The following is a 19,198-nucleotide window of genomic DNA, read 5'->3' as shown; positions in this document are numbered from 1 at the left end:
TCACTCGACGGAGAGGAGGACCTCGACGACGCGGGCGAGGTAGCGGTCCACGCTGGGCTCGTCGTAGGCCTTCTCGCGGCGGGCCGCGCGGAAGGTCGCGCCCCGGACCTCGGTGGAGGCCAGGGCCTTGTCGTCGTCGAAGTAGGCGGAGACGCGGTCCATGAGGGCGTCCACGTCCTCCTTGAGGTAGCCCTGCTTCTCGGCGGGAGCGAAGCGCTCCCCCTCGGGGCGCAGGAGGCGCGGGTAGAGCGTGGTGGCGAGCTCCTGGACCTCGTCCATCCAGGCCTCACGGCCCTTCTCGGCGACGTACTCGGAGCGGCGCCGCTGGAGGAAGGCGGACTCGAGCCGGTCGAGGGCGGCGTCGACGGCGTCGGGCTGGTAGCCGCCGCGGACGACGTCGAAGGCGACGGCGCGCACGCCCTCGGAGTCCATCTCGTCGATCTCACCGTCGTCGTAGATGCCCCGGGCGGTCGTGAAGTAGACGTCGACCTGCTCGGGGCGGTAGCCGCGCCGCAGGTGGCCGACCTTGGGGAACATCTCCTCGGAGCCGCGCTTCGTACTGCTCACGCCTTGGCCCTGCCTCTCTCCTGGTTGAGCACCTCGGTGGCCAGCTGGCCGCAGGCGCCGTCGATGTCGCTTCCGCGGGTGTCGCGCACGGTGGTCGTGATGCCGGCCCGGCGCAGGGTCTCGACGAACTCGTCCTGCGCCTCCTGCGTGGAGCAGGTCCAGATGGAGCCCGGCGTCGGGTTGAGCGGGATGGGGTTGACGTGGGCCCAGCCGTGGCCGCGGGCGTTGAGCTCGTCGGCGAGGCGCTGGGCGCGCCAGGCGTGGTCGTTCATGTCCTTGATGAGGGCGTACTCGATGGACACGCGCCGGCCGGTGGTCTCGTAGTAGTCGTGGGCGGCGTCGAGGAGCTCGCCGACCTTCCACTTGGAGTTGATCGGGATGAGCTCGTCGCGCAGCTCGTCGTCGGGGGCGTGGAGGGAGACAGCCAGGGTGACCGGCAGTCCCTCCCCCGCGAGCCTCCGGATGAGGGGCACGAGGCCGACGGTGGAGACGGTGATGCCGCGGGCGGAGAGGCCAAAGCCCTCCGGGGCGGGGTCGATCATGCGGTGAAGCGCTCCGACGACGTTCTTGTAGTTGATCATCGGCTCACCCATGCCCATGAAGACGACGTTGGACAGGCGCGCGGGCCCACCGGTGAGGTCCCCGCGCTCGGAGGCCTGGGCGGCGTAGCGGACCTGCTCGACGATCTCCGCGGTCGACAGGTTGCGGGTCAGCCCCATCTGGCCGGTGGCGCAGAAGGGGCACGCCATGCCGCAGCCGGCCTGGGAGGAGACGCACAGGGTGGTGCGGTCCTTGTAGCGCATGAGGACGGACTCGACGCGGACGCCGTCGTGGAGCTCCCACAGGTGCTTGATGGTGCGTCCGCCGTCTGCCCGCAGGGCGCGGACCTCGTGGATGAGCTCGGGGAGGAGCTCGGTGGCGAGCTGCTCGCGCTGGCCGGCGGGGAGGTCGGTCATGTCCTCGGCGTCGCGGGTGAAGCGCGTGAAGTAGTGGCGGGAGAGCTGGTCGGCGCGGAAGGGCTGGAGCCCGGCGTCCTTGAGGGCCTTCTTGCGGCCGGCGAGTTCGTAGTCGGCGAGGTGCTTGGGGGCCTTGCCACGGGCCGGCGGGACGGCGAAGGAGAGGCGGGGGCGCGCGTCGGGGCTGGTGGCGCCCTCGGGCGGCTGGTCGGTGGGGAGCACCTGGACCTCGCCGGGGACGGGGCCGACGGGCCCGCGCCGGAGGGCGACGGGCTCGGGGCGGCGCGGTGCGCGGCGAGTGCGGTCGTTGGGGGTGCTCACGGAGCCTGCGGTCCTCTCGGGTGGGCGGTTCTGGCGCTGCTGCGCACTCTAGTGCGAGCGGCGGCGGCGACCCAGGCGGCGCGCTCCGCCGTGTGCGGACAGGGCCGGGGCCGTTCCTCCGTCCGCGGCCTCCGCTCACGCGGTCAGCACTGCTGGCCGGCAGGCGCCGGGTCGGGCCGACGTCGTTCGGTCCGGCGGCTCACCAGACGATGAGCGTGAAAAGGTAGACGAGGGGCGCGGCCACGAGGATGGAGTCGAGTCGGTCCATGAGCCCACCGTGGCCCGGCAGGAGCGTGCCCATGTCCTTGAGGCCGAGGTCGCGCTTGAGGAGGGACTCCCCCAGGTCGCCCAGCGTGGAGACGACGACCGTGCAGGCGCCGAGCAGGGCCCCGGCCCACACGGGTCCGCCGAGCCCCCACAGGCACAGGACCCCGGCGAGGACGGCGGCCACCACGGAGCCGGCGAAGCCCTCCCAGGACTTCTTCGGTGAGACGGAGGGCGCCATGGGGTGCTTGCCGAAGGTGATGCCGGCGAGCCAGCCGCCCGTGTCGTTGGCGACAGGCAGGGCGATGAGCATGAGCGTCTTGCCGACGCCCTGGTCCTGGGCGGTGATGAGGACGGCGAAGCCCGCGAGGAAGGGCAGGTACGTGGCGGCGAGGACGGCCGCGGAGGCGGCCACGGAGCGCGAGCGGCGGACCGCGTCGTGCGTGCTCGTGCGCGGGACGCCGTCGTGGTCGGCGCGCTCGAGGGCGGTCCCGGCCTCGGTCTCGGCCTGCTCGAGGAAGGCCCACAGGACGCAGGCGCCGGCGGTGGCGAGGTAGGCGCCGAGCGCCGCCTCGGCCCCGACGCGCCAGGCGCACACGGCGATGCCGAGGGTGCCGAGCCACAGGGGCGGCAGCGGGAGGCGGATGTCCTTGCGGGCGAAGGCGCCGGCGAGCTCCCACAGGGCGCCGCAGACGGCGAGGACGACGACGCCGACGAAGACGATCTTGTTGAAGACGAGGGAGGCGAGGACGGTCCCGATGAGGACGACGGCGACCCCGACGGCGGCGGGCAGGTTGCGGCCCGCTCGCCCGGTGGAGGGCAGGGGGACGTGGTTGCGCGTCGGCGGCGGGGTCAGGAGCGTGCTCAGGAGGCTCACGGGAGGCTGGTGCCTGCTTCCTCGGGGGCGGCGCCCGCTGGGGCGCCCGGTCTGGTGGGGCCTGGTCGGCGCCGGCTCGGACGCCGTCCGGGCCGGCGGTGTCACGGTCGCGGCGGGCCGCCCCGTGCTGGGGCAGCCCGCCTCGTCGTGGGCTCAGACCTCGAGGAGCTCCTTCTCCTTGGCCTCGAGGGCGGCGTCGACCTGCTCGACGAAGCGCTTGGTGAGGGCCTCGAGGTCGCCCTCGGCGCGCTTGACGTCGTCCTCGCCGGCCTCGCCGTCCTTCTTGATGGCCTCGAGCTCCTTCTTGGCCTTGCCGCGGACGCCGCGGACCTGGACGCGCGACTCCTCGGCGCGGGACTTGGCGAGCTTGACGTAGTCCTTGCGGCGCTCCTCGGTGAGGGCGGGCAGGGTGACGCGGATGATGTTGCCGTCGTCGGTGGGGTTGACGCCGAGGTCGGACTCGCGGATGGCGCTCGTGATCTGCTTCATCGCGCCGCGGTCGAAGGGGCTCACGATGACGGTGCGGGCCTCGGGGATGGTGAGCGAGGCGAGCTGCTGGAGCGGGGTGGGGGCGCCGTAATAGTCGACCATGATGCCGTTGAACATGGCGGGGTTGGCGCGGCCGGTGCGGATGGAGGCGAGCTCACGCTTGGCCGCCTCGAGGGCGGACTCCATCTTCTCCTCGGCCTCGAGCATGACGTCGTCGATCATCGGGGTGGAACCTTTCCGTTGGTGTGGCTGGTGGGGCGGTGAGCCGGGGCCGGTCTCAGTCGCGGGTGACGAGGGTGCCGATCTTCTCGCCCAGGAGGGCGCGGGTGATGTTGCCGGGCTCACCCATGCCGAAGACGCGCATGGACAGGCCGTTGTCGCGGCTCATGGCGAAGGCGGAGGCGTCGAGGACCTGGAGGCCGTCGACGAGGGCGCGCTCGTACGTGAGGGTCTCGAGGAGCTCGGCGCTGGGGTCCTTGCGCGGGTCGGCGGTGTAGACGCCGTCCACGCCGTTCTTGCCGACGAGGAGCTCATCGCAGCGGGTCTCGAGGGCGCGCTGGGCGGAGACGGTGTCCGTGGAGAAGTAGGGCAGGCCGGCGCCGGCGCCGAACACGACGACGCGGCCCTTCTGCATGTGGCGGATGGCGCGCAGCGGGATGTAGGGCTCGGCGACCTGGGTCATCGCGATCGCGGACTGGACGCGGGCGGGGACGCCGGCCTTCTCGATGAAGTCCTGGAGGGCGAGGGCGTTCATGACGGTGCCCAGCATGCCCATGTAGTCGGCGCGGGCGCGGTCCATGCCGCGGGTGGACAGGTCGGCGCCGCGGAAGAAGTTGCCACCGCCGACGACGACGGCGACCTGGACGCCCTGCTGGACCGCGTCGGCGATCTGGCGGGCGGCGTCAGCGACGACGTCCGCGTCCACGCCGACCTTGCCCCCGCCGAAGACCTCACCGGAGAGCTTGAGCAGGACGCGGCGCGGCCTGGTGGTGGTGGCAGTCTCGGACTCGGCGGTCATCGGTGCTCTCTCCTGGGTCTCACGCCCCGGTGCGGGGCCCTCGGGCGCGCGGACGCGCACCTCCGGGCGAGCCTACCCGGTTCTCGAGAGGGCTGCGGGCGCGGGGCCCGCGCAGCGCCGCGCGAGCGGCAGGTCACGGCCGTGCGGCGCCCGCTCGCACCGGCCCCGGCACGCGCGGGACCCCCGCGAGCCGTGGCTCGCGGGGGTCCTGCCTGTCTGCGGATCCGCCTCGTGGACCGGGGCGGCCGTCAGCGCGTTGGCGCGATCAGGCGCCGACGCGGAAGCGGAGGAAGCCGGTGACCGTGCCGCCGGTGGCCTCGATGACCTTGCCGACCGTGGTCTTGGGGTCCTTGGCGAAGGCCTGGTCGACGAGGCAGTTCTCCTTGAAGTAGCCGTTCAGGCGGCCCTCGACGATCTTCGGGATGGCCTTCTCGGGCTTGCCCTCGGCGCGCGTGGTCTCCTCGGCGATCTCGCGCTCCTTGGCGACGACGTCCTCGGGCACGTCCTCGCGGGTGAGGTAGAGCGGGGAGTAGGCGGCCACGTGCATCGCGATGTCGTGCGCGGCCTCGGCGCCCTTGGCGTCGGTGCCCACGAGGACGGCGACCTGGGCGGGCAGGTCGGGGTTGGTGCGGTGCAGGTAGAGCTCGACGGCGGGGGCAGAGAGGCGACCGACGCGACGGACGACGATCTTCTCGCCGATGACGGCCTGCATGCCGTCGGTGAGCTCCTTGACGGTCTGGCCGTCGACGGACACCTCGTTGAGGGCCTCGACGTCCTCGGCGCCGGACTCGACGGCGGCCGCGAGGACCTTGTCCGAGAACTCGATGAACTTCTCGTTCTTGGCGACGAAGTCGGTCTCGGCGTTGATCTCGACGATGACGCCGGTCTGGCCCTCGGCGGAGTCGACGACCTTGGCGGCGATGAGGCCGGCGGAGGCCGAGCGGCCCTCGCGCTTGGCGATGCCCTTGAGGCCCTTGACGCGGATGATCTCGATGGCCTTCTCGGCGTCGCCGTTGGCCTCGTCGAGGGCCTTCTTGACGTCGAGCATGCCGGCGCCGGTCTTCTCGCGCAGCGCCTTGATGTCAGCGGTGGTGTAGTTCGCCATGGATTGTCTCCTTGGAAGCTGGTGTCGGGTGCTGGAGGGAGCTCAGGCCTGCTCGGTCTGCTCGGCGTCGGTGGCCGGGGCGGCCTCCTCGGCGGGAGCGGACTCTGCGGTCTCGGAGGACTCGGCGCCGGCGAGGAGCTGGGCCTCCCACTCGGGCAGGGGCTCGGCGTCGGCGGTGCCGGCGTCGGCCTCCTCACCGGTGCGGGCCTTGCCGCCGGAACGGGCGAGAAGGCCCTCCGCGGCGGCGTCGGCGACGACGCGGGTCAGGAGGGAGACGGCGCGGATGGCGTCGTCGTTGCCCGGGATGCCGTAGGTGACCTCGTCGGGGTCGCAGTTGGTGTCGAGGATGGCGACGACCGGGATGTTGAGCTTCTGGGCCTCGGCGATCGCGAGGTGCTCCTTCTTGGTGTCGACGACCCAGATGGCGGCCGGGAGCTTGGACATGTCGCGGATGCCGCCGAGGGTCTTCTGCAGCTTGTCCTTCTCGCGGCGCATCATGAGCAGCTCCTTCTTCGTGTGACCGGAGGAGGCCACGTCGTCGAAGTCGATCTGCTCGAGCTCCTTCATGCGGTCCAGGCGGGCGCGCACGGTGGAGAAGTTGGTGAGCATGCCGCCGAGCCAGCGCTGGTTGACGTAGGGCATGCCGACGCGCTGGGCCTGCTCGGCCACGGCGGCCTGGGCCTGCTTCTTGGTGCCGACGAAGAGGATGTTGCCGCCGCGGGCGACGGTCTCCTTGACGAAGTCGTAGGCGGTGTTGATGCCGTCGACCGACTGCTGGAGGTCGATGACGTAGATGCCGTTGCGCTCGGTGAGGATGAAGCGCTTCATCTTCGGGTTCCAACGGCGGGTCTGGTGGCCGAAGTGGACGCCGGACTCGAGGAGCTGACGCATGGTGACGATCGCCATGACGGTCCTTTCGCGCGCGACCGGGAGGTTGCCCGGCGCGCAGTTCATCAGGGGACGGTGCCCGTCGCTGGCGCGACGGCGTCCCGGGTTGTGGTGGTTGATCCCCTTTGACCGGAGGACCCGCTCGGGGCGGGCCGCGGCTCGTCGGCCGGTCCGGGAGGACCGCCCGCGATGGGGCCTGGTGCCCGCGACTCACGGCCGCCCGCCGTCCTCGGGTGAGGGGAGGCGGGACCTCGGCCGCGGGTCCGAAAGGGCTCCCGGTCCTTGGGCGGAGCGATCCGCTCGGGCGCCGGGTACGGGCACGCGAAGTCAGCCGCTGCGGTCCGATCCGGACGAGTCCGGGGGACGAACCTCAGACGACTGCGTGGGCGAGGCTACCACAGCGGAGAAGGGCGACCTCCGCGGATCCGCGTCATTCCAGGGCTCCCGTGGTGTCGTACCCGTCACGTGCCAGGTGGTGCGAGCGGGGCCGCGTGCACCAGCGCGGGAGCCACAGGGCGGTGGCGGGCTCCACAGGACCGTGCCCTGGGCGCCGTTTCCACAGCCCCGAGGAGCACCGCGGCGCACCCGGCGGCGAGCCCGGGATGCTCGCGTCATGAGCAGCGCAGCCCCAGGCAGTCCCCGCAACGTCCACGGCGCTCCGAGCACCGTCCGTCCCACCCGCGGCGCCGACGCCCCGGACCGAGGGCGCCCAAAGCGACGTCGCCTCGCCGCGGTCCTCGTGGGGCTCGTCTCCGTGTCGGGGCTCCTCCTCAGCCCTGCCGCGCCGGCGGTCTCGGAGGAGCCGACGGCGCCCCGGGCGGTGGCCACGGTCGCCGCTCCGTCGCCGCGCGGGGACTACGGATGGCCGACGGGCGCGCTCGGCGTCGTCCTCGAGGACTTCGCCCCGCCCGCCGCCCGGTGGGGCTCGGGGCACCGCGGCGTCGACCTGTCCCTCGCCGCTGGTTCACCCGTCCTCGCAGCCGCCGACGGCACCGTCGCCTTCGCGGGCACGGTCGCCGGGAAGCCGGTCGTCTCCATCGACCACGCCGACGGGATCCGCACCACCTACGAGCCCGTGGAGGCGAGCGTCGAGGCCGGCGAGGTCGTCGCCCGGGGCCAGGTCATCGGCACGCTCCTGCCGGGGCACCGCTCCGACGGCGCCAGCGCGCTCCACTGGGGCGCGCGGACCGGCCCGAAGGAGTACGTCAACCCGCTGCGGCTCATCTCCCCGCCGGTCATCCGGCTCAAGCCGGTCGGAGGCGAGGACTGAGCGGGCCGGGCGTGCCAGGTCGCTGGGCGCGAGGCCCTGCGCGGCCGGTGTGCGTCGTCGAGCGGCGGCGTTGGTCGTCAGGCCCGGGGGAACGCCTGCTCGTAGACGCTGCGCAGGCGCTCGGCGGAGACGTGCGTGTAGCGCTGGGTCGTGGCGAGGGAGGAGTGCCCGAGGAGCTCCTGGACACTGCGCAGGTCCGCACCCCCGGACAGGACGTGGGTCGCGGCCGAGTGCCGCAGACCGTGCGGTCCGAGATCGGGCACGTCGGCGGCTGCCGCGGCGCGGTGGACGACGTCGCGCACGGCGCGCGGGTCGATGCGGCGTCCGCGCGCGCCGAGCAGGAGCGCGTCCCCGGCGTCGGCGGCGGCGAGTGCGGGGCGCTCGGCGAGCCACGCGTCGACGGCCCGGGCCGCGGGGGTCCCGTAGGGGACGGTGCGCTCCTTGTTGCCCTTGCCGAGGACGCGGAGCGTGCGGGTCGAGCGGTCGAGGTCGCTGACGTCGAGGCCGCACAGCTCGGACACGCGCACGCCGGTGGCGTAGAGCAGCTCGAGGAGGGCGCGGTCACGCGTGGCGAGGGCGTGCTCGCGGGCGGCCGCCGACTCGTCCTGGTCGTCCAGGTTCGCCGGGGCGCCGGCGGGTGAGCCCGCGCCCGAGGTCCCCGAGCCCCCGGCCCGCTCGGTGGCGACGGCGAGGAGACGCTCAGCCTGCTCGCGGGTGAGGACGGAGGGCAAGCGGTTGTCGGCCCGCGGTGAGCGCAGGCGCGCACCGACGTCGCTGCGAAGGAGACCGGTTCGGTGCGCCCAGGTCGAGAAGGTACGGCAGGCGGCGGCGCGTCGGGCGATCGTGGCGCGGGAGTGCCCGGAGGCGGCGAGCTCGGCGAGCCACGCGCGCAGGTCGGCGAGGTCGAGGCTGGCGAGGGCGCCGTCAACCGGCTCGGTCTCCCCCGGGCCGACGCCGAGGAAGGTGAGGAGGTCCTCGAGGTCGCCGCAGTAGGCGCGCACGGTGTGCTCGGAGAGGCCCCGTTGGAGCGAGAGGTGGCGGAACCAGGCGTCGATGAGCTCGCCGCGCGTGTCCGGCAGCGCGCGCGCGGCCCCCCTGTCGTTGTGCTCCGGCATGCCCCCAGGCTACGCGCGCCGCCAGCGGCCGCCGTCAGAGCGCACCCGGCCGGCGAGCTCGAGGAGGCCGAGCGCCGCGGTCGCCTCGCGCACGGAGAGCCCGGCGGCCCGGGCGAGGGACTCGGGCGTGGCGGAGCCCCGTGCGGGCATGGCGTCGAGGACCGCGGCGGCGTCACCGTCGAGCCCGTCGAGGAGGCCAAAACCGGCCAGGGCCGGGTCGGCGGCCTTGGCGGCGTCCGGGTCGGTGGCGCCGAGAGGGAGCACGAGCTCGAGCGCCTCCGCGGCGTCGGTGACGCAGACGGCGCCCTCGCGCAGGAGCCGGTGACACCCCACTGACCCCATCGAGGTGACCGGGCCGGGCACGGCGCCGAGGGGGCGCCCGAGGTCGCGGGCGTGACGCGCGGTGGACAGGGCCCCGGAGCGCCAGGCCGCCTCGACGACGACGGTGGCACCCGCGAGCGCGGCGATGAGCCGGTTGCGGGTGAGGAAGCGGTGCCGGGCGGGCTGGCTCCCCGGCGGGACCTCGGCGACGAGCGCGCCGGCCTCGATGACGGCTCGCAGGAGGTCCGCGTTGCCCGCCGGATAGAGGCGGTCCACTCCCCCGGCGGAGACGGCGACCGTCGTCCCCGCCGCCCGGCCGGCGCCGGTCGGGGCTGACAGGGCTCCGCGGTGCGCGGCGGCGTCGATGCCGTACGCGCCTCCGGAGACGACGACGGCTCCCCGCTCGACGAGCTCGCGGGCCGTCATCGAGGCGACTCGCTCGCCGTAGGGGCTCGAGTCGCGGGCGCCGACGAGGGCGAGGAGCTGCCCGGCTCCCAAGCCTCCGGCGGCCGGGGCCGCTCCCGACCGGTCGCGTCCGGTGAGTGCCCACGGGTCTCCTCGCAGCCAGAGGCAGTGTGGTGGCTGCTCGAGCTCGTCGAGGCCCACGGGCCATGTCTCGTCGCCGGGGACGAGGAGGGTGCCGCCGAGGTGCTCGAGGACGTCGATCTCGCGGCGGACGTCGAGCCCGTCGAGGCGGGGCGCCCAGCGGCCAGCGGCTCGCGCCCACCAGGCGGAGGCGGCCGCGGCGTCGCCCCGCGGTGGCAGGGGCGGGCGGGGTGCCGATCTGGGCGCGCCGTCGGCGTCGAGGGCCTCCTCGAGCAGCCAGCGGGTGGCGTGCACCGGGCCGAGAGCGGTCATCAGGGCGGTGGGGGCGAGGTCGGCGGGCTCGGTGAGCCGGGACCACGAGGCACGCAGGAGGTCGGCGTCCCCGGCCTCGAGGAGACGACGCAGTCGGTCGGCCCCGGCTCGAGGTCCGCTGGTGGCGGCGGTCCGTCTCGGGGGCGCGGCTGGCCGGCCCCTGGCAGCGGGGCGCGCCTCCCCGGGGGCACGGGACGGACCGTTGGTCACAGCGGGCTGCGGGCTCACGGTGCTCGTCACCGAGGTTGTGGGTGCCGCGTCCTCAGTGTCCGTGGTGCTGACGCTGCTCGTCGTCACGGGCGTGCTCCTCTCGTGCGCAGGGCCAGGGCGGCCCCGAGGTCGGTGGGGGCAGGCGCGTCGCGTCCTGCGAGGAAGGCGAGCGTCCAGGCGAGGCGGAGCACGCGGTCGACGCCCCGCAGGGAGAGGTCGCCGCGGTCCAGGGCTCCCATGAGCCGACCGACGAGCGCCGGGTCGGTGCCCGAGGCGGTCGAGCGGACCCACGAGCCGGGGACCTCGCTCATGAGCCGCCACGGCGTGCCGTCCAGGTGCCGGGCGGCGCGCTCGCGAGCCTCAGCGACGCGAGCGGCGACGACGTCGCTCGGCTCTCCGCGTGCCCCGTCGGCGAGGTCAGCCGCGGAGACGGGGCCGACCTCGACCTGGATGTCGACGCGGTCCAGGAGCGGCCCCGAGAGCCGGGAGAAGTAGCGCCGGCGCTGCAGCGACGTGCACGTGCACTCCAGGCCGCGGCCTCCGGCCTTCCCGCAGGGGCAGGGGTTGGCGGCGAGGACGAGCTGGAACGCCGCCGGGTACGTGGCCCGGCCTCCGGCGCGGTCGATGGTGACCTCACCGGACTCCAGGGGCTGGCGCAGGCAGTCGAGGACGCCGGCGGGGAACTCCGGGGCCTCGTCGAGCAGGAGCACGCCGCGGTGGGCGAGGGAGACGTCCCCCGGGCGGGGCGTGCCCGATCCCCCGCCGATGACGGCCGCGCGGGTCGCGGTGTGGTGAGGGCTGCGCAGCGGCGGCACGGTGAGGAGCCCTGTGTCAGCACGGAAGAGCCCGGCCACGGAGTGCAGGGAGGTGACGGTGACGGCGTCCTCGGGCTCCAGTGGCGGCAGGATCGAGGGCAGTCGCTCCGCGAGCATCGTCTTGCCGGCTCCGGGCGGTCCGACGAGGAGCAGGTGGTGACCGCCCGCGGCGGCGACCTCGAGGGCGTGACGGGCCTCGTCCTGGCCGACGACGTCGGCGAGGTCCGGGGTCCGGCGGCGCTCGGGCGCGGCGTCGGGGCGGGACGCGGTCTCGGCCACGCGGTCGCGGGCCCGGCGGGCCAGCTCGGTGGCGGGGCTGGGGACCTCGCCGCCGAGGGCCTCGATGACCTCGGCGAGGTGGGCGGCGCCGGTCACGTGCGCCCCGGGGACGAGGGACGCCTCCGGCACGGCGGCAGCAGCGACGACGACCTGCGTGACGCCGGCCTCGACCGCCGCGCGCACGGCGGGCAGGATCCCGCGCACGGGGTGGAGGGTGCCGTCGAGCCCCAGCTCGCCGATGAGCACGGTGCCGGCGAGGGCCTCGACGCCCCGGCGCGGGAGGTCGCCCCGGGCACCGAGGACCGCGAGCGCGAGGGCCGCGTCGAAGCCGGTGCCGGTCTTGGGCAGGTCGGCCGGCGAGAGGTTGACGGTCACGCGGCGCTCGCCCCAGGCCACGCCGCACGTGGACAGCGCGGCTCGGACCCGTTCGCGTGACTCGCGCACGGCGGCGTCGGGCAGGCCGACGAGGGTGAAGCCCGGCAGCCCCGAGGAGGAGTGGGCCTCGACCTCGACGAGGTGGCCGGTGAGCCCGGTGAGGGTGACGGCGAGGGCGCGGGCGAGCCCCATCAGATCCCGACCCCGCGGTGGTGCCGCACGAGAGGCGTTCTCCCGGGCGGCGCCAGGACGGACACGACGTCGACGCGCACGGGCGTGCGCAGGACCTCGTGGTCGACCGCCCAGGCGACGGCGAGGGCGCGGAGCCGAGCGAGCTTGGCGGGGCCGACGGCCTCGGCGGGCTCGCCCATGGCGGTGCTGGTACGGGTCTTGACCTCGACGGCGACGAGCGTCATGCCGCCGCCGTGGGCGGGCGGCTCGAGGGCCACGACGTCGAGCTCGCCGCGCAGCCCGCCGCCGGGACGCCAGTTGCGGTCGAGGACGGTCCACCCGGCGTCGGCGAGGTAGCGGGCGGCCAGCTCCTCACCCGCGCGTCCGGTCTCGCGCCGGCGGCGGGCGGCCTCGCGACGACGTGCCGCGGTGTCAGCCCGCGGATCGCTCTGCGGGCCCTTGGGCTCGCGCCGCCTCATGCATGACCCCGCTGGTTGGGGCTCCTCGATGTCGGCCGCGTCGGGGCCGTGGTGCGTCTCGGTCCTGGTCTGGGTGCGTGGGCTCACGCGGATCACCTCCGCGACGAGCCTGCGCGTCGGAGGCGTCCGGACGCCTCCCGGCCCTGCGCCGCTGGGGAGGCGCCCGTCAGGGTGCGAGGCTGTGGTGCCCCGCGACGCGACGGCCGGTGCCGCCGCGCGACGCGGCCGGCCCCCGGATCAGGACGGGATGTCCATCTCCGGCTTGGTGAGCTCCTCGACGTTGACGTCCTTGAAGGTGACGACGTGGACGGACTTGACGAAGCGGCTGGCCCGGTAGATGTCCCAGACCCAGGCGTCCTCGAGGGTGAGCTCGAAGAAGACCTCTCCGCCGTTGGTGCGGACCTGCACGTCGACGCCGTTGGCCAGGTAGAAGCGCCGCTCGGTCTCCACGACGTAGGAGAAGAGCGAGACCACGTCGCGGTACTCGCGGTAGAGGTCGAGCTCGAGGTCGTTCTCGTAGGACTCCAGGTCTTCAGCGCTCACCGGGCCATCATGCCCGCGGCCCGCCCGGGCGCGAAACCCGTCCGACGGCCTGTCGGCGCCTCTCAGCCCGCGGTGAACCGGTCCACGCCCGGCAGCCGCCACGAGCGCCGGTGCTGCTCGGAGGCGCCGAGCCGTGCGAGCCCGTCGACGTGGGCGGCCGAGGCGTAGCCCTTGTTGGCGGCCCACGCGTAGCCCGGGTCGGGCAGAGCCGTCATGAGGGCGTCGCGCTCGACCTTCGCGAGCACGGAGGCCGCGGCGACGACGGCGCAGCGGGCGTCCCCCTTGACCTCCGTGCGCACGGGCGGGGTGATCAGAGCGGTCGGGAGACCGTCGTCCCCGGGTCCCGGCCGTGCAGGGGCTGCCGGGGCGGCCAGTCCGGAGAGCAGGTCGGGCTCGGGCTCCGTGAGCCAGTCGGCGGAGCCGTCCAGGATGACGACGTCGGGCGCGTGCCCGCGGGAGGCGACCTGGGCGAGGGCTCGTCGTCCGGCGAGGCGGAGCGCCCCGACGATCCCGAGGGCGTCGATCTCCCCGGGGCTCGCGTGGGCGACGGCGGAGTCGAGGACCCACTGGCGGCAGGGCTCGACGAGCGCCTCGCGGCGCCGCGGCGTGAGCTGCTTGGAGTCGGCCAGGCCCTCGGGGAAGGCGTCGGGGGTCCGGCGGGAGACGACGGCGAGTCCGACGCTCACGGGCCCGGCGAGGGAGCCGCGGCCTACCTCGTCCATGCCGCCGACGAGCTCGTGAGTCTGGAGGAGCCCGGACTCCGCGAGGCGGTCGGGCCGGATCCGGGCGGGGCTCACGCTCCGTCCTCCGCCGCCGGCGTGGGGAGCGTGGGCGCCTTGCCGGTGGGGGCGGGAACGTCGTCGAAGACCTTGGTGCCGTCATGGACGTCGGACCACTGGGTGACGGGCCAGATGACGTCGCGCGCGACGCCGACGACGTCCTCGACGGGGACGAAGCCGTGGTGCGCATCGTTCTGGTGGTAGCGGGAGTCAAAGGAGTGGGCGCGGTTGTCGCCCATGACCCACAGGTAGCCCTCGGGGACGGTGACGTCGAAGGCCACCGCGGAGGGCAACTCGCCCTTCTCGACGTAGGTCTCGTCGACGGCGACGCCGTTGACGGTGATCCTGCCCTTGCCGTCGGAGACGACGTGGTCCCCGGCGGTGCCGATGACACGCTTGATGAGGTGGTGACCGGAGTCCTCGGGGAGCAGGTGGATGAGGATGAGGGCGTCCTGGACGAAGGCCCGGACACCGGTGGGATCCTTGACGTCGAGCCAGTTGTCGGGGTCCTTGAAGACGACGACGTCACCCTTCTGGACGTCGTCGGCGTCCCAGACGCTCACCGCGACGCGGTCCCCCGTCATGAGGGTCGTCTCCATCGAGGAGGACGGGATCGTGAAGGTCTGGACGACGAAGGTCTTGAGGAGCGCCGAGATGAGGACGACGACGAGGACCACGCCGATCGTCCCGCCCCAGCGACGCGGCTCGCGCCCCTCGGTTCGTGCCTCGCCGACGCGTGCGGGCACGGGCAGCGGCTCGGGCCGGTGGACCGGCGGGTAGGAGGGGGGCAGCCGGACGGGTGCGACGGGGACGGCCACGTCGGGCGTCTCGGCGACGCGGAGGGGCTCCTCACCGGAGTCAGCGTCGCCGCGCGCGGCCGTGTCGATGTCGGTCGGGGCGGCGAGGGCGGCCGGCTCCGGGCCGGGCTCCGTACCCGGACGGGACGCGTGCGGGTACCCGGCCGGGACGGCCGGGGCCTCACCCGTGACGGCCGGATCGCTCGCCGCGCCCGGGCGTGGGCGGGTGCCGCTGGTCGCTGGGTCCGAGGGCGCCGACGGCTCGGCTGTCTGAGGGGAGAGCACCACGGCAGGTGCGACCGTCGGCTCAGCGAGGTCGAGCGGCACGCCGGCGCGCGAGCTCGCAGGCGCCGGACCGGGAGTTCGCCTGGGCGCTCCAGCGCCCGGGTCTCCTGCCGAAGCGCCGGGAAGGGCACCGTCCAGCCCGTCGTCGTCGACGAGGAGCTCCGGCAGCGGCGCGTCCGCGGCACCGGACACCGTCGACTCGGCCGCGAGCGAGTCACCGGAGGGCGCCTCCGGGTCCTCGTGGTAGGGGCTGATGAGGGCGAGGTCGGGGTCCTCGATCGGTGCGCGTCGCAGCGCGACGATCTCGTCGACGGGCTCCGCCTCGGGCCCTTCGACCGCCTGCCCGGCTCCGTGCTCGGGAGCGCTGGTGGGAGCGGCGCCGGCGCCGTCGTCGCCCGTGCGCGGGCTCTCGGCAGTGCTCATCGCTCCCCCTCTCCGTCGCTGGAGACAGTACCCGTCGTGGGCGCGCCCGGCCCGACGTGTCCGCGCGGTGCGCCTCACCGGGTCGGGCTCTTGACAGCGGAGGGCGGACATCGTGCCCTCCCCCGCTCCCTCAGGGTGCGCGACGGCGCTCGGGACCACCGGGGTCCCGAGCGCCGTGGAGTGACGTCGAGGCGTCGAGGCGGCCGTCCCAGCGGGGACGACCTGAGACCGTGAGGTGCTCAGACCTCGCGACGCTCCTTGATCTTGGCGGCCTTGCCGCGCAGGTCACGCAGGTAGTACAGCTTGGCGCGACGCACGTCACCGCGGGTGACGACCTCGATCTTCTCGATCGTGGGCGTGTGGACCGGGAAGGTGCGCTCGACACCGACGCCGAAGGAGATCTTGCGGACCGTGAAGGTCTCGGACAGGCCGGCGCCCTGGCGGGCGATGACGACGCCCTGGAAGACCTGGACGCGCTCGCGGTTGCCCTCGACCACGCGGACGTGGACCTTGAGGGTGTCGCCGGGGCGGAAGGCCGGGACGTCGTCGCGCAGGGACGCGGCGTTGATCTCGTCGATCAGGTTGCTCATTGTTCTCTCCACGCAGCTGCCACTGGTCAGGAGCGCTTGGGTCAGCGGCGCCGCGCCCGTCCGCGCCGGGGCGTGGGGGCGGAGGCTGCGCCGGGTCATGCCGCCCGCGGATCCGTCGGATGGACCGCCTCCCCAGTGGCAGTGGCGGTCCGAGGCCCGTGGGCCGCACCAGTTTGCCACAGCACGACGGCGGCGCTCACGGCGGCGGCGCAGGAGTGTGCGACCTCACGCCTCACGCCTCACCCCGGTCTCCGCGAGCGGTCCCGGCCCGCGCCCGGAGCGTCGATCGGCCGCTCAGGCTGCCGGCGAGAGGCGGCGCAGTCCCTCGGGGAGGGCGACGGCGGCGTCGACCGTGCGCGGTCGGAGCCCGGTGGCGGGGGCGCCCGCGAGGGTCGCGGCGGTCGTGGCCGCCGTGGCCGTCGGCGCCGTGCCGGAGGCGCCCGACGCCGTCGCCGAGGCGCTCGGGACGTCGGCGAAGGCGGACTCCCCGGACTCGAGGCCGGAGATCCTGCTGACGGGCCAGACGATCTCCTTGGCGACGCCGACGACGTCGCTCAGGGGCACGGCGCCGCCGTGGCTGTCGCTCTGGTGGTAGCGGGAGTCGGCCGAGTTGGAGCGGTTGTCGCCCATGACCCACACGCAGCCGTCGGGGACGGTGACGTCGAAGGGGATGTCCGAGGCGGAGCGGCCGGCCTTGACGTAGGTCTCCTTGAGCGCGACGCCGTTGACCGTGAGTGAGCCGCGGCCGTCGGAGACGACGTGGTCCCCGGGCACGCCGATGACGCGCTTGATGAGGTGGTGCCCGGCGTCCTCCGGGAGGATCCGGATGGCGATGAGCACGTCCTGGAGGGCACCGCGCCAGCCGGTGGGGTCGGTGACGGAGAGCCAGCTGTCGGGATCGCGGAACACGATGACGTCGCCTCGGGTGATGTCGGTCGAGTCGTACATGGTGACGGCGGCGCGGTCACCCTTGAGGAGGGTGTCCTCCATGGAGCCCGAGGGGATGACGTAGGTCTGGACGACGAAGGTCCTCACCAGGGCCATGAGGACGAGGACGGTGACGACGACCCCGAGCAGGCGCAGGCCGTGGCGACCGCCGGACTCCTCCGCGCCGCCGCGGGCGCCGGCGGTGCGTTCCTGACTGGCGCTCATCGCTGCTCCCTCGGGTCGATGACCATGACGACGTCGCGGCAGCGCCTGCCGCCGACGTCGTAGGTCCGGGTCCCGGTCTTGCGGAAGCCCGCGCGGCGGTAGGCCTTCTGGGCGCGCTTGTTGCCCTCGTGGGTGCCGAGCCACAGGGCGGTCACCCCGAGGCTGTCGGCGTCGCAGGCGGCCTCGGCGAGGAGGGCGGCGGTGAGGCCCGATCCGCGCAGCCGGGCGTCGACGTAGACCTTGGACAGCTCGGCGGCGAGGCCGCCGGCGCCGTCGGGCCCGGCCGGGACGTCGACGGCGTCGGGGCGCTCGTCGAGGCCGACGGGCAGGGCGCCCTCGGCGTCGGGGAGCTGCGCGATGACCGCGCTGTAGCCGACGAGCTCACCGGCGGCGACGGCGTCGCCCTCCTGCGCGGTGGGCAGGCCGGCCGGCAGCTCGGCGACGGTGACGACGACGCGGGGGTCGGCGATCCACGCGGCGAAGCGCTCGGGGGTGAGGTTGGCGGCGACGTGGGCGGCGATCTGCTCGGGTGCGAGGAAGGGAGGGCAGGCGTCGGGGAAGGTGCGTGCGGCCAGAGCCGCCAGCGCGGCAGCGTCGTCCGGGAGCGCCGGGCGCAGGACGAGCTCGACGGGCCGGTCGGCGCCGGCGGGCAGGGCCCAGCCGTTGCGCGCGAGGGCGGCGCGGTCCGCGGCGTCGAGGCCGGCGGGGGCGAGGGCCTCGATCATGTCCGAGCGGCGCGCGGCGGTGCGGGCGATGGCCTCGTCGCGACGGGCGCGGGCGACGGCGCCGTGGTCCCCGCCCGTGAGCCCGGGGGCGAGCTCGGTGACGTCGAGGCCGCGCCAGGCGATGGGCCGGGTGTAGGCGGGGTGCTCGAGGAGGCCCGCAGCCGAGTGCGACTCCTCGACGACGGACGCGGGGTTGCCGAGGACGCCGGGGCGCAGGCGGGCGATGGCCTCGATCATGACGAGGGAGGCGACCTCGCCGCCGTTGAGGACGTAGTCGCCGATGGACAGCTCGAGCACCTCGACGCCGGCGTCGCGGTAGTGGCGGGCGACGCGGTCGTCGATGCCCTCGTAGCGGCCGCAGGCGAAGGCGATCTGGGAGGCGCCGGCGAGGCGCTCGGCGACGCGCTGGGTGAAGACCTGCCCGGAGGGGGTGGGGACGATGAGGACGGGGCGGCTTCCCCGCGCGGCGAGGTCGGCGCGGGCCTCCGCGGCGTCGGCGGGCAGACCGAGGACCTCGTCGAGGGCCTCGCCCCAGACATCGGGCTTCATGACCATGCCCGCTCCCCCGCCGAGCGGGGTGTCGTCGACGGTGCGGTGGCGGTCGTGGGTCCAGTCGCGCAGGTCGTGGACGCGCAGGTCGATGAGGCCGGCGTTGCTGGCCTTCCCGATGAGGGAGAGGTCGAGGACGCGCAGGTAGTCCGGGAAGATGGTGACGACGTCGAGGCGGAGCGCCTCGGTTCGGGCGTCGGAGCGGTTCTCGGGGGCGGTCACTCAGTGCACCTCCTCGGCCTCGCCGAGACCGGGGAAGAGCCCGCCGGGCGGGTCGATGAGGACGGTGCCGGCCTCGGGGTCGATTTGGGGGACGATCTCCTCGACGAAGGGCGCGGCGACCTCCTCGCCGTCGGGGGTGCGGATCACGAGGCGGTCCTGGGCGACGCCCTCCTCGAGGTCGACGACCTCACCGAGGACGGTGCGGGAAGCGGCGTCGTCACTGTCACCAGCGCCCGCACCGTCGGAGCCAGCGAGGACGGCGGTGAGCCCGACGAGCTCGTGGAGGTACCAGGACTCGTCGTCCTCGTCGTCGGCGTCCTCGGAGTCGGTGTCGACGAGGAGGGCGGTACCGCGCAGGGCCTCGGCGGCGGTCCGGTCGGGAGCCTCCTCGAAGGCCGCGAACCAGCGTTGACCGTCGAATCGGAGGCGGGAGACGGTGAGGGGACCGCGCTCGGCGGGCTCAGTCGGCAGGACGACGCCGGGAGCGAGGCGCCCGTCAGGGTCGTCGGTGCGGATCTCGAGGCGGACCTCGCCCTTGAGGGCGTGAGCGGGGCCGATGACGGCGACGGTGAGGAGCACGGTGTCAACCTACCGTCGGGACCTGGGAGCGCCCGGGGCGCGACAGTGAGCCGTTCCTCGCACCGCGCGCCGCGGGGGTGCGAGCCTTGGTGCCGGCTGACTTCACGACGTAGGACGCTGGACGGCGCCGTCCGGTCTCGGGAACGCGCGTCGCCCGGCTCCCCGTGGCGGGAAGC

At 74.5% G+C, this 19,198-nt stretch carries 19 protein-coding genes; 1 reads left to right on the top strand and 18 read right to left on the bottom strand.

Annotation, left to right across the window (positions count from 1 at the left end; all coding sequences use genetic code 11):
- The 7 genes from IXW69_RS08625 to rpsB all read right to left on the bottom strand — a co-directional run bounded on the left by IXW69_RS08625 (position 1) and on the right by rpsB (position 6,503).
- Positions 1-537 (bottom strand): DivIVA domain-containing protein, encoded by a 537-nt coding sequence (locus tag IXW69_RS08625; protein WP_194785957.1) that lies wholly within the window; start codon positions 535-537, stop codon positions 1-3.
- A 26-nt stretch (positions 538-563) separates the two neighbouring features.
- Positions 564-1,844, bottom strand: coding sequence for a 23S rRNA (adenine(2503)-C(2))-methyltransferase RlmN (gene rlmN, locus IXW69_RS08620; protein ID WP_194785933.1), 1,281 nt, complete (start codon positions 1,842-1,844; stop codon positions 564-566).
- Between the two features lie 199 nt (positions 1,845-2,043).
- Positions 2,044-2,976, bottom strand: a complete 933-nt coding sequence (locus IXW69_RS08615) for a phosphatidate cytidylyltransferase (RefSeq protein ID WP_194785956.1) — start codon at positions 2,974-2,976, stop codon at positions 2,044-2,046.
- A gap of 162 nt (positions 2,977-3,138) precedes the next feature.
- Positions 3,139-3,696: a ribosome recycling factor gene (gene frr / locus IXW69_RS08610; RefSeq protein WP_194785932.1), complete on the bottom strand. Its 558-nt coding sequence runs from the start codon at positions 3,694-3,696 to the stop codon at positions 3,139-3,141.
- 55 nt (positions 3,697-3,751) lie between these two features.
- Entirely contained in the window at positions 3,752-4,492 is a 741-nt protein-coding gene (gene pyrH / locus IXW69_RS08605; RefSeq protein ID WP_194785931.1) for a UMP kinase, read from the bottom strand.
- Positions 4,493-4,757: 265 nt separating this feature from the next.
- A complete protein-coding gene (gene tsf / locus IXW69_RS08600) occupies positions 4,758-5,597 on the bottom strand; it encodes a translation elongation factor Ts (protein ID WP_194785930.1) in 840 nt (279 codons plus the stop codon).
- A gap of 42 nt (positions 5,598-5,639) precedes the next feature.
- Positions 5,640-6,503, bottom strand: coding sequence for a 30S ribosomal protein S2 (gene rpsB / locus IXW69_RS08595; RefSeq protein ID WP_194785929.1), 864 nt, complete (start codon positions 6,501-6,503; stop codon positions 5,640-5,642).
- Positions 6,504-7,098: 595 nt separating this feature from the next.
- On the opposite strand from rpsB, the gene IXW69_RS08590 reads away from it, so the two are divergent.
- Positions 7,099-7,755, top strand: a complete 657-nt coding sequence (locus IXW69_RS08590; protein ID WP_194785928.1) for a murein hydrolase activator EnvC family protein — start codon at positions 7,099-7,101, stop codon at positions 7,753-7,755.
- Positions 7,756-7,832: 77 nt separating this feature from the next.
- On the opposite strand, the gene IXW69_RS08585 is transcribed toward IXW69_RS08590, so the two are convergent.
- The 11 genes from IXW69_RS08585 to rimM form a co-directional block, all read right to left on the bottom strand.
- A complete protein-coding gene (locus IXW69_RS08585; protein WP_194785927.1) occupies positions 7,833-8,870 on the bottom strand; it encodes a tyrosine recombinase XerC in 1,038 nt (345 codons plus the stop codon).
- Positions 8,871-8,879: 9 nt separating this feature from the next.
- Positions 8,880-10,142: a DNA-processing protein DprA gene (locus IXW69_RS08580; protein WP_228525158.1), complete on the bottom strand. Its 1,263-nt coding sequence runs from the start codon at positions 10,140-10,142 to the stop codon at positions 8,880-8,882.
- 200 nt (positions 10,143-10,342) lie between these two features.
- Positions 10,343-11,920, bottom strand: a complete 1,578-nt coding sequence (locus IXW69_RS08575; protein ID WP_194785926.1) for a YifB family Mg chelatase-like AAA ATPase — start codon at positions 11,918-11,920, stop codon at positions 10,343-10,345.
- Positions 11,920-12,465, bottom strand: a complete 546-nt coding sequence (locus IXW69_RS08570) for a YraN family protein (protein WP_323745249.1) — start codon at positions 12,463-12,465, stop codon at positions 11,920-11,922. Before IXW69_RS08570 ends, IXW69_RS08575 begins: the two co-directional genes overlap by 1 nt.
- 150 nt (positions 12,466-12,615) lie before the next feature.
- Positions 12,616-12,921 carry a DUF2469 domain-containing protein gene (locus IXW69_RS08565; RefSeq protein WP_194785925.1) on the bottom strand — a complete coding sequence of 102 codons (306 nt, stop codon included), beginning with the start codon at positions 12,919-12,921 and terminating at the stop codon, positions 12,616-12,618.
- Between the two features lie 62 nt (positions 12,922-12,983).
- Entirely contained in the window at positions 12,984-13,718 is a 735-nt protein-coding gene (locus tag IXW69_RS08560) for a ribonuclease HII (protein WP_323745248.1), read from the bottom strand.
- Positions 13,715-15,205 (bottom strand): signal peptidase I, encoded by a 1,491-nt coding sequence (lepB, locus tag IXW69_RS11710; RefSeq protein WP_228525141.1) that lies wholly within the window; start codon positions 15,203-15,205, stop codon positions 13,715-13,717. Before lepB (IXW69_RS11710) ends, IXW69_RS08560 begins: the two co-directional genes overlap by 4 nt.
- 239 nt (positions 15,206-15,444) lie before the next feature.
- Complete coding sequence (rplS, locus tag IXW69_RS08550; protein ID WP_194785924.1) at positions 15,445-15,795, bottom strand: 50S ribosomal protein L19; 351 nt, start codon at positions 15,793-15,795, stop codon at positions 15,445-15,447.
- 294 nt (positions 15,796-16,089) lie between these two features.
- Positions 16,090-16,947 carry a signal peptidase I gene (lepB, locus tag IXW69_RS08545; protein WP_194785923.1) on the bottom strand — a complete coding sequence of 286 codons (858 nt, stop codon included), beginning with the start codon at positions 16,945-16,947 and terminating at the stop codon, positions 16,090-16,092.
- A complete protein-coding gene (trmD, locus tag IXW69_RS08540) occupies positions 16,944-18,443 on the bottom strand; it encodes a tRNA (guanosine(37)-N1)-methyltransferase TrmD (RefSeq protein WP_194785922.1) in 1,500 nt (499 codons plus the stop codon). The genes lepB (IXW69_RS08545) and trmD overlap by 4 nt, the downstream gene beginning before the upstream one ends.
- Complete coding sequence (rimM, locus tag IXW69_RS08535) at positions 18,444-19,022, bottom strand: ribosome maturation factor RimM (protein ID WP_194785921.1); 579 nt, start codon at positions 19,020-19,022, stop codon at positions 18,444-18,446.
- Positions 19,023-19,198: the final 176 nt, after the last annotated feature.

Origin of the sequence: Actinomyces haliotis, assembly GCF_015355765.1 — a bacterium.
Taxonomy (GTDB): Bacteria; Actinomycetota; Actinomycetes; order Actinomycetales; family Actinomycetaceae; genus Actinomyces; species Actinomyces haliotis.
The sequence above is the reverse complement of the archived record's forward strand: the minus strand, read 5'-3'. Positions and strand labels throughout refer to the sequence as shown.

Bases quoted from the DNA above. Each gene is read 5' to 3' on its own strand.
- lepB (WP_194785923.1), bottom strand. From the start codon at position 16,947: ATGAGCGCCAGTCAGGAACGCACCGCCGGCGCCCGCGGCGGCGCGGAG.
- frr (WP_194785932.1), bottom strand. From the start codon at position 3,696: ATGATCGACGACGTCATGCTCGAGGCCGAGGAGAAGATGGAGTCCGCC.
- tsf (WP_194785930.1), bottom strand. From the start codon at position 5,597: ATGGCGAACTACACCACCGCTGACATCAAGGCGCTGCGCGAGAAGACC.
- rpsB (WP_194785929.1), bottom strand. From the start codon at position 6,503: ATGGCGATCGTCACCATGCGTCAGCTCCTCGAGTCCGGCGTCCACTTC.
- IXW69_RS08575 (WP_194785926.1), bottom strand. From the start codon at position 11,920: ATGGGGCTCGCCCGCGCCCTCGCCGTCACCCTCACCGGGCTCACCGGC.
- pyrH (WP_194785931.1), bottom strand. From the start codon at position 4,492: ATGACCGCCGAGTCCGAGACTGCCACCACCACCAGGCCGCGCCGCGTC.
- rplS (WP_194785924.1), bottom strand. From the start codon at position 15,795: ATGAGCAACCTGATCGACGAGATCAACGCCGCGTCCCTGCGCGACGAC.
- IXW69_RS08590 (WP_194785928.1), top strand. From the start codon at position 7,099: ATGAGCAGCGCAGCCCCAGGCAGTCCCCGCAACGTCCACGGCGCTCCG.
- IXW69_RS08625 (WP_194785957.1), bottom strand. From the start codon at position 537: ATGTTCCCCAAGGTCGGCCACCTGCGGCGCGGCTACCGCCCCGAGCAG.
- IXW69_RS08585 (WP_194785927.1), bottom strand. From the start codon at position 8,870: ATGCCGGAGCACAACGACAGGGGGGCCGCGCGCGCGCTGCCGGACACG.
- lepB (WP_228525141.1), bottom strand. From the start codon at position 15,205: ATGAGCACTGCCGAGAGCCCGCGCACGGGCGACGACGGCGCCGGCGCC.